5 protein-coding genes and 1 pseudogene are annotated in these 7,163 nt (G+C 66.8%); 2 read left to right on the plus strand and 4 right to left on the minus strand.

What is annotated here, in order from left to right; translation table 11 throughout:
- Window positions 1–82: 82 nt before the first annotated feature.
- Entirely contained in the window at window positions 83–1,756 is a 1,674-nt protein-coding gene (gene trbL, locus ACFPOB_RS30335) for a P-type conjugative transfer protein TrbL (protein ID WP_377801874.1), read from the minus strand.
- 5 nt (window positions 1,757–1,761) lie between these two features.
- Between trbL and ACFPOB_RS30340 the strand changes: the two are divergent.
- Window positions 1,762–2,451 (plus strand): annotated as a pseudogene (locus ACFPOB_RS30340) (cation diffusion facilitator family transporter); the annotation flags it as partial.
- A 216-nt stretch (window positions 2,452–2,667) separates the two neighbouring features.
- Window positions 2,668–3,474 (plus strand): LOG family protein, encoded by an 807-nt coding sequence (locus ACFPOB_RS30345; protein ID WP_377801873.1) that lies wholly within the window; start codon window positions 2,668–2,670, stop codon window positions 3,472–3,474.
- A 43-nt stretch (window positions 3,475–3,517) separates the two neighbouring features.
- Here the strand turns inward: ACFPOB_RS30345 and ACFPOB_RS30350 are convergent, their stop codons facing one another.
- The 3 genes from ACFPOB_RS30350 to ACFPOB_RS30360 all read right to left on the minus strand — a co-directional run bounded on the left by ACFPOB_RS30350 (window position 3,518) and on the right by ACFPOB_RS30360 (window position 6,965).
- Window positions 3,518–6,112, minus strand: a complete 2,595-nt coding sequence (locus ACFPOB_RS30350) for a heavy metal translocating P-type ATPase (protein ID WP_066723728.1) — start codon at window positions 6,110–6,112, stop codon at window positions 3,518–3,520.
- Between the two features lie 13 nt (window positions 6,113–6,125).
- Window positions 6,126–6,440 carry a hypothetical protein gene (locus tag ACFPOB_RS30355; protein ID WP_066723725.1) on the minus strand — a complete coding sequence of 105 codons (315 nt, stop codon included), beginning with the start codon at window positions 6,438–6,440 and terminating at the stop codon, window positions 6,126–6,128.
- Window positions 6,441–6,518: 78 nt separating this feature from the next.
- Window positions 6,519–6,965, minus strand: a complete 447-nt coding sequence (locus ACFPOB_RS30360) for an MgtC/SapB family protein (RefSeq protein ID WP_066723723.1) — start codon at window positions 6,963–6,965, stop codon at window positions 6,519–6,521.
- Window positions 6,966–7,163 lie beyond the last annotated feature (198 nt).

Consider the following 7,163-nt stretch of genomic DNA (forward strand, 5'->3'; position numbering starts at 1 on the left):
ATCTTCTCCAGGCGCGTCTGATCGGCGCGCAATGATCTCAAATGTCAGCGGGATTGCGTCAGACCCAACATTGCAGGCGATCTCACACCGATGGCGGTGCTCCGCCGGCCGGAGCACCCGAATGAAGCGCCGTGTTGAGAGATTGAGCAGTGCCGGCCGAACGACCGTCCACGCCATGACGACTGGACGGCGATCCGGAGGTGGCCGGGAGCGCCTCGGTGCCCGCCTGGACGCGGGGTCGGGCGGCAGCATCCGAAGATGAGGTCTCGGTCATGGCGGGCGTTGCACCCGTCGAGACGGCCAATGCGGCGTCCCGGAGAGCGTCGCCCTCGCCCGCTTCTCCTGCCGGGCCTGGTGAGCCAGCGGACGCTTGGCTGGCCGCAGGCGCGGCCCCGCCGCCCGTCTGCGACATGCTCACCGCAGCGGCTATCGCCTCCCTGGGCGAGAAGCCGCGAGCGGCTGCTGCTGCGCTCGTCGCGGCCGGACTCTGGGAGCCGCCGGCAGGAGCAGTGGTGCCCGGGAGGGTGCGGCCAGCCGTGGACGGCGCGGCGGAGTTGGCGCCCCTCGAGCCGGCTCCGGCCGGTGCCGCGGCTGGCCCTGCGAAACCGGCCGGGCTGCTCGTCCCACCCGATGACACGCCGGCGGCCGGGACGGACCCGCCGTCGGAACCGGAGCTGGCACTCGCCCCTCGTCCTGCCCCGCCGCTGGAGGGAGACGAGGGCGGACGGCCGCCCCCGCTCCCCGATGTCAGCATCGGCTGCGACGCGCCGGTAGCGCGTGCGCCGGACGAGCCTCCCGGGGCTGCGAGGCGGGCCGCCTGCTGATTGCCCAGGCGGAGCTTCGAGGCCGCGTTGCCCATCACGGAGCCCATCCGGGAGCCTGGAACGCTTGCCGCGCGGTCGAAAGCCGCTCCGGTGACCGCGCCGATCGCCCGGCCCGCCATCTGCCCGATGCTCCCGCCGCCCCGAGCGGCGGCAACGCCCACGGCCGCAGGGCCGGCCACCGCGCCCACCGCAGCGCCAGCGGCGCCGGCGGCGACGCCCAGGAGCGTGGTGTTGCTGCCGACCGACGAGCCCACCACGACCGATTGAAGCATCGAGGGCAGGGCTTTGGTGACGGCGAGCAGCACGATGGCCACACCCACCACGGTATAGATTTCGGTGTTGCTGGTGTTGCTGAAGTTCCTCACCGTTTCCGAGATGATCGACTGACCGATCGAGACGACGAGCCCCATGACCATGAGCTTCAAGCCAACCGATATGGCGTAGGTCAGATACTTAATCGCATAGTCTTTGGTGAAGCCGCTGCCGCCGAAACCAAGCAGGATGATCCCTGCATAGGTCACGATCCACATCTCCACCGTGGTCACGATGACGATCGCGGCAATGAGCGCGAAGCACACAACAACCACGAGCGCCGCGATCAGGAGGGCGACCGACTTGCCGCTGTCCGTCCAGAACGAAACATTGTCGGCGAGCTTCTGAGCGACCTGCACGCCGGCGTTGAAGATGTCGGACGGCTTGAACCCGACGCCGCCCGCGTTTTGGGCGATCTGCCGGAAGCTCTTGATGACCGCATCGACGACCGCGGGGCCCTGGTCGAGGATGAAGTAGAAGATGCCAACGACCAGGATACGTTTGACGACCTCCGAGGCGAAGTTCTGAATCCCCGACCCGGAGAGCGCGAGGAAAATCGCGCTGACGGCGAACTCGATCGCCGCCAGGATCCAGAAGAGGCTGATGGCGGCCGACTTGATGGCGCCCGTACGGCTATCACAAAGCCGAGTATCTCTCGGCGGTGCTCGAGGGCGTTCTGATCGTGCTCGCCGCGCTCTCGATCCTGCGCGAAGCCTACTTCGGGTTCATCAGCCCGAAGCCGCTGGACGCTTCTTTCTCGGGGCTAGCGTTCAACGGACTGGCGAGCCTCATCAACGCGGCTTGGAGCTGGGTGCTCATCCGGGGCGGTCGCAAGAGCCGCTCGACGGCGCTGGAGGCCGATGGGCGTCACCTTCTGACCGACGTCATCACCTCGGCCGGCACGCTCGCCGGCGTCGGCCTGGTGTTCGCGACAGGATGGCAGGTCTTTGACCCCGGCCTGGCCGCCCTGGTGGCTATCAACATCCTTTGGTCCGGCTGGAGGCTTGTGAAGGACTCGGTCGCCGGCCTCATGGACGAGGCCGTCGCGCCGGAGATCCTCACGCGCATCCGTCACGTGATCTCGACCCATGCGGGTGGCGCGATCGAGGCACACGACGTACGGACCCGGCATGCCGGGCGCATGACGTTCATCGATTTCCACCTCGTCGTGCCGAGCACGATGCTGATTGCGGAGGCGCACGAGATCTGTGACCGGCTTGAGGGAGCGCTGAAAGCGGAGATCGAGGACGCCGTGACCACCATCCATGTCGAGCCCGAGAACAAAGCCAAGCATAGTGGCGTACTGGTTCTGTGATGGAAAGAACACGCCGAAAGGCTGGGAGCCGTATGCAAGACGATCAAAGTCGCCCTTCGCAACATCGCCACGAGAGATCTGAGCTCTGCAAAGCGATATGACCGCCAGAACAAGACTCAGCCGGCAAACCTCTCGCCTCCCGGAGCTGTGCGGCCGGCGCGCCCCACGACAAGTCGCCGGGGACCAAGTGGCCTGGACATCGGAGCCCAACCGCGTATGACTTCACCGCCCAAGGCCGAGGCCAATCGCGCCCAGCTGCAATCAGCATCCTATCGCCTGGCTGCGCTCGACCAGGAGTTCCTCCTCGGCGACTCCATGCGCGGCGTGCGCTTTCTCCTGGAATACGCCAAGGCCGAGGAAGCCATGCGGGCCTGGGGCGTGCGCTCCACCATCGTCGTGTTCGGAAGCGCGCGGGTGCGCGAGGACGGCCCAGCGCAGCACGCGGAATGGTACCGGCAGGCCCGAGCCTTCGGGCGGATCGTCTCCGAGCGCGGCGGCGCGCTACACCCGGACGGAGGACTTCGCGACAATGTCATCGTCACGGGCGGCGGTCCCGGGTTGATGGAGGCGGCGAACCGAGGAGCACATGATGCGGGCGCGCCCTCGATCGGGTTCAACATTACACTGCCGCGCGAGCAGGACCCCAACCCGTACTCCACTCCGGAGCTGACCTTCCGCTTCCATTATTTTGCGATGCGCAAGATGCACCTCGCCATGAGGGCCAATGCGCTGGTCGTGTTTCCGGGCGGCTTCGGCACACTCGACGAGTTGTTCGAGATCCTTACCCTCAAGCAGACCGGCAAGGCGGTGCCGATCCCGATTCTCCTGGTCAACGAGGATTACTGGCGCGGGGTGGTCAACTTCGAGCAGCTGCTGAGCATGGGTATGGTTGCGGAAGAGGAGTTGCGAATCTTCGAGTTCGCGAGCAATGCGGAGGCGGCTTGGTCCATCCTCGAGCAGCACAAAGTCACTGTCCCGCCCCCGCCGTCGTTGCCGGAGCAAATCAGCAAGCCGGCCATGTGAGCCCGCCGGGTGCTGAGCCGTAGTTGAACCCAAACGCCTTGGCTCACGCTGCTCGGACCGCCGCTGAAGAGCGGCGCTCCCTCGGGTCGCGGTAGGCGAGCAGGCGCAGCGCGTTGGCAACGACGACAAGGGTCGAACCTTCGTGGAAGAGGACGGCGATCCCGATCTGGAGCCCGAGCACCGTCGCGGGAATCAGGAAGACCACCATGCCGAGACTGAGCCACAGGTTTTGACGGATGATGCCGCTCGTGCGCCGGCTCAGGCCCACCGCGAACGGCAGGTGCTCGAGGTCGTCGGCCATGAGCGCCACGTCCGCCGTCTCGAGCGCCACGTCCGAGCCCGCTGCGCCCATGGCGATCCCGACCGTCGCGTTCGCCATGGCGGGAGCGTCATTTACGCCATCGCCCACCATCGCCACCTTCTGCTGTGCGCGCAGCTTCTTGATCGCCTCGACCTTGTCCTCCGGCATCAGGTCGCCCCAGGCCTCGTCAATGCCGACCTGCCGCGCCACGGCATCCGCGACGCGCTGGTTGTCCCCGGAGATCATGATCATGCGCGAGATGCCGAGCTCGCGCAGCCGCGCGACCACGCGGGTCGCGGGCTCGCGCGGCGTGTCCATCAGCCCGAGCGCGCCAAGGTAGCGCTCGCCGCGCCGGACCACCATCGTGGTGCGCCCCTGCTCTTCAAGGCCCTCGATCGTGGTCTGCACGGCCGGCGGAAGCGGCGGCCCCTCAACCTCGGTGAACAACTCGCTTTTGCCGACGAACACGGGCTCGCCGTCGATCCTCGCCGCCAGGCCACGCCCGGTGATGCTGCGCAAATCCTGCGCGTTCGGGATTCCGACCGCGTTTCCGAGGCGCGCACGCCCGTCGCGGACCACCGCGGCCGCGAGGGGGTGATCGCTCAGACCTTCCACGCTGACCGCAACGATGAGGAGTTCGCGTTCGTCCACGCCCGGCGCTGGGAGCACGTCAGTGACGCGCGGCTTGCCCTCGGTCAGGGTCCCCGTCTTGTCGAAGGCGATGGCGCCGAGCGTGCCAAGGTTTTCGAGCGGGCCGCCCCCCTTGACCAGCACCCCGCCCCGGGCGGCTCGCGCGACACCGGAGAGGACGGCGCTTGGCGTAGCGATCGCGAGCGCGCAGGGGCTGGCGGCGACGAGCACGGCCATGGCTCGGTAAAAGCTGTCGCGGAACGGCTCGTCCACCACCACCCAGGCAAACAGCAGGAGCACCACGAACGCGAGGACGGCGGGAACGAAGGCGCGCTCGAAGCGGTCGGTGAAGCGCTGCGTCGGCGACTTCTGCGCCTCGGCCTCGCTCACCATACGAACGACACGGGCGAGCGTCGTGTCGGCCGCCCGCTTCGTGACCTGAATCTCAAGTGCTCCGCTGCCGTTGATAGTGCCGGCATAAACGCGATGCTCGGCTTCCACCCCGTCTGGCCTGGCGGCAGCGCGCTCGGGGTCATCGACCGGCTGCTTGTCGACGGGCACGCTTTCGCCGGTCACAGGGGCTTGGTCAACGCTGCTTATACCCCGGACGATGAATCCATCGGCCGGAATGCGCGCGTTCGGCTTTACAATAACCGTGTCGCCGATCACGAGGTCTTCGACCGGAACTTCGCGCACCGCCCCATCCCGCCGAACCTCCGCTGTTCGCGGCGCGAGCTCGGCGAGCGCCTCGATGGCGCGGCGCGCCCGCCCCATGGCGTAGTGCTCGAGCGCGTGGCCGAGACTGAACAGGAAGAGCAGCAGCGCGCCTTCGGCCCACTCCCCGAGCGCCGCCGCGCCAGCCGCCGCCACGAGCATGAGCGTATCGATCTCGAACCGGCCGATGCGGAGGGAGTCGACGGCCTCGCGCAGGGTGTAGAAGCCGCCAAAGCCGTAGGCCCCGATATACAACGCGAACGGTAGCCATGCGGGCGCACTGGTCGCGACCGAGATGAGATAGCCGAGGCCGAGCAGTGCCCCACAGATCAGGGCGAAATAGAGCTCGGTATTCTCGCCCAGCACGCCGCCATGGGCGTGGGCATGGGCATGCTCCTCATCGTGGCGATGCTCGCCGGCTGCATGCTCCTTTCGATGTGCGCGCTCGTCATCCTCGTGCTCATCATCCCCGTGCCTGTGTTCACGCCCGGAAGGTTCTCGTCCCTCCACCCGGACCACCTCCCGTGGCCCATCCTCCCGGACTCGCACACGCAATTCGTCAAGCACGCGACGGAGATCCTGCTCGGAGGTCGCTTCGCGGTCGAACTCGATCCGAAGCGGCCCGGCCGCCGACACCTCCGCCTCGACCACGCCCGGCATGCGCTGCAGCCGTTCCGCGATCGTGCGGGCCCGCCGTTGATGCTGAACCCCGTCCACCTCCCACAGAACATGGGCGAAGCGTTCGGTGAGGCGAGCGCCGGCGCTTTGGGCGATCTCCCGCACTCGCGCGAGGCTCAGCACCTCCGGGTCGTAGTGGATGCAGAGCTTGGCGGGCTCTTCGCCGGAAGCTGGGGCGATATGGACTCGTTCCATGCCCTCGCGGTCGGCCAGATCGCTGACGAGACGCCCGACGCACGCGTCGGCTTCGCCCGGTGCCTCCGGAAGAAGAACGGGCAAGTCCAATTGCAAGCGCTGAGCTGCGTTCTTGAGCATGGTTGGGCGGCTTTCAAGCGGTGAAAGAGGGATGTCGGAGCCGGAAGGCGCGATTGCGGCGCGAGCGTTCCTTGAGCTCGCGGTAGCTCGAGCCGTGCGCGGGTCCAATCATCCGCACCATGATAACGGCCGCGATCGCGATCAACATCACCCGAATAACCATCTGGATCTCCAGCGAGATTTGAAAAGCATCATAGCTGGCCTTGGGCTGGCCCGGACCACCGCTCAACTGTGTGGCCTGAGAGTTTTGCTTAGCCGAAGCGGCCGCAGCAACGGTGTCGTCGGTCAACGCGCTGTAGGAAAAAGGCCGGCCCAGCAAGGTGAGCACTAACCTACTCGTATGCCTCACTGGTCACGTCATCATTGGCCATCGTATCAGGTGCAACACATCGAGAACGAAAGCACCTTACTTCGTATTTGGACGGACAACCTCCTTCAAGGGCCCCAGACAGCGCAAGGTCACGAAGGTGACGAGGCTCAAGATTGCAGCGATGTCGTAGAGGCCAAACCCGACCGCGGCCCCGAGCGCACCGGTCGCCCACAGGCTTGCGGCCGTCGCTGTGCCGGACGCTTGTCCCGCATGCTTGAGAATGGCCCCGCCCCCGATGAAGCCGACGCCCGTGATCAGCCCTTCCAGGATTCGAGCCTGAGCGGTCGAGCCCTCGCCCAAGACGCGGATCGCGATCAGCACGAAGCCGCAGCTCGCGACGGCGACGAGCGGAAAGGTCCGGATCCCTGCGCTGCGCTCCTCTCGCTCCCGATCCCACCCAATGGGAAGGGCAAGGCCGTAAGCGATCGCAAGATCGACAAGGTGGGACGCTACCTCCCACCAGCTCAAAGATTCCAGCCTCATAGGGGACTTATAGCGTCGCCGAAGCCTGCTCGATAGTCGCGTTACGGTCGACTGGCCGGCCGGACTCAGCCACAGTAGCAGGTCTCAGCTCGCCTCCAGGCCTTAGAGTCCGTCCCGGAACTCATGACGCTCGCGCGATGCGGCGGATAAGAACCATGGCGGCGGCTGCGTAGAGGAAGGCCGTCGCGGAGGCGATGG

The sequence above is a fragment of the Allobosea eneae genome (assembly GCF_042657265.1).
In the GTDB taxonomy this organism is placed as follows: domain Bacteria; phylum Pseudomonadota; class Alphaproteobacteria; order Rhizobiales; family Beijerinckiaceae; genus Allobosea; species Allobosea eneae.

Coding starts and splice junctions, on each gene's coding strand:
- ACFPOB_RS30345 (WP_377801873.1), top strand. CDS start 2,668: ATGACTTCACCGCCCAAGGCCGAGGCCAATCGCGCCCAGCTGCAATCA.
- ACFPOB_RS30350 (WP_066723728.1), bottom strand. CDS start 6,112: ATGCTCAAGAACGCAGCTCAGCGCTTGCAATTGGACTTGCCCGTTCTT.
- ACFPOB_RS30360 (WP_066723723.1), bottom strand. CDS start 6,965: ATGAGGCTGGAATCTTTGAGCTGGTGGGAGGTAGCGTCCCACCTTGTC.